The following is a 791-nucleotide window of genomic DNA, read 5'->3' on the forward strand; positions in this document are numbered from 1 at the left end:
GTCCAGACCAAGGCGAAAACGACAGCCTAGTAGGGCTGATAATAGTAGCGCTGGCCGTAGTAGGGACTGCCGCCGTAGTAGCCCGGGCCGCCGTAATAAGGTCGCTGACCATAGTAATAGTTGTCCTCATAGTACTCGCGGCGCCGCTGCTCGGCGATCACCCCGCCGATGATGCCCGCCGCGGCACCCATGACGGCAAGGCCCGCAGCGTTCGGTCCGCGTCGATAGTAGCGACGTCGGGCTGCGCTGAAATCGGTGACGTCGGAGGCGGCCTGCCCCGCCGTGACGACCTTTGCGGACACCGCCTTGGCCGGTCCCGCGGACGCGGCAGCCGAGGGCGATGCAGAGGTTGCGACCAGTGCCAGGCTGGCGACCGCGGCCAGTACAATGCTGCGGCCAGCCGCGGAATTCATCGGTCCATCACTCATTTTGTTTTGACCTTCCTCTGCTCTCGCCCAAATTGACCTATGCAAACGATATATAATGCGCAAACCGCTGAAATGGTTCGTGATCGCGGCAATCTGCCACGCTTTGAACGATTGTAAACCGAACGACCAGATGCAGCTTGAACCACTCAACCTGAGCGGATAATGAACAGCCGCGCCGTTTTTCGGTCGCCGTAAGCGTTTCACGTGAACCAACGCATCAACCGACGCCGTCGGGATCGATGCCATTTGCAGGGTTCAACGTGACTGACGCGTCCTTTTCCGTAAGAGAAATCAGATGATTGCGGTTCGCAAACTGCCGGCGCGCTATGCGCCGATCGTGATGCCTTTTGTGCTGTCCATCCT

At 59.4% G+C, this 791-nt stretch carries 1 protein-coding gene; it reads right to left on the reverse strand.

Features of this window, described 5'->3' with window-relative positions; translation table 11 throughout:
- Window positions 1-26 precede the first annotated feature (26 nt).
- Window positions 27-428, reverse strand: coding sequence for a hypothetical protein (locus AC1D00_RS43590; RefSeq protein WP_477014996.1), 402 nt, complete (start codon window positions 426-428; stop codon window positions 27-29).
- Window positions 429-791: the final 363 nt, after the last annotated feature.

The sequence above is a fragment of the Bradyrhizobium sp. P2_E8 genome (assembly GCF_056403875.1).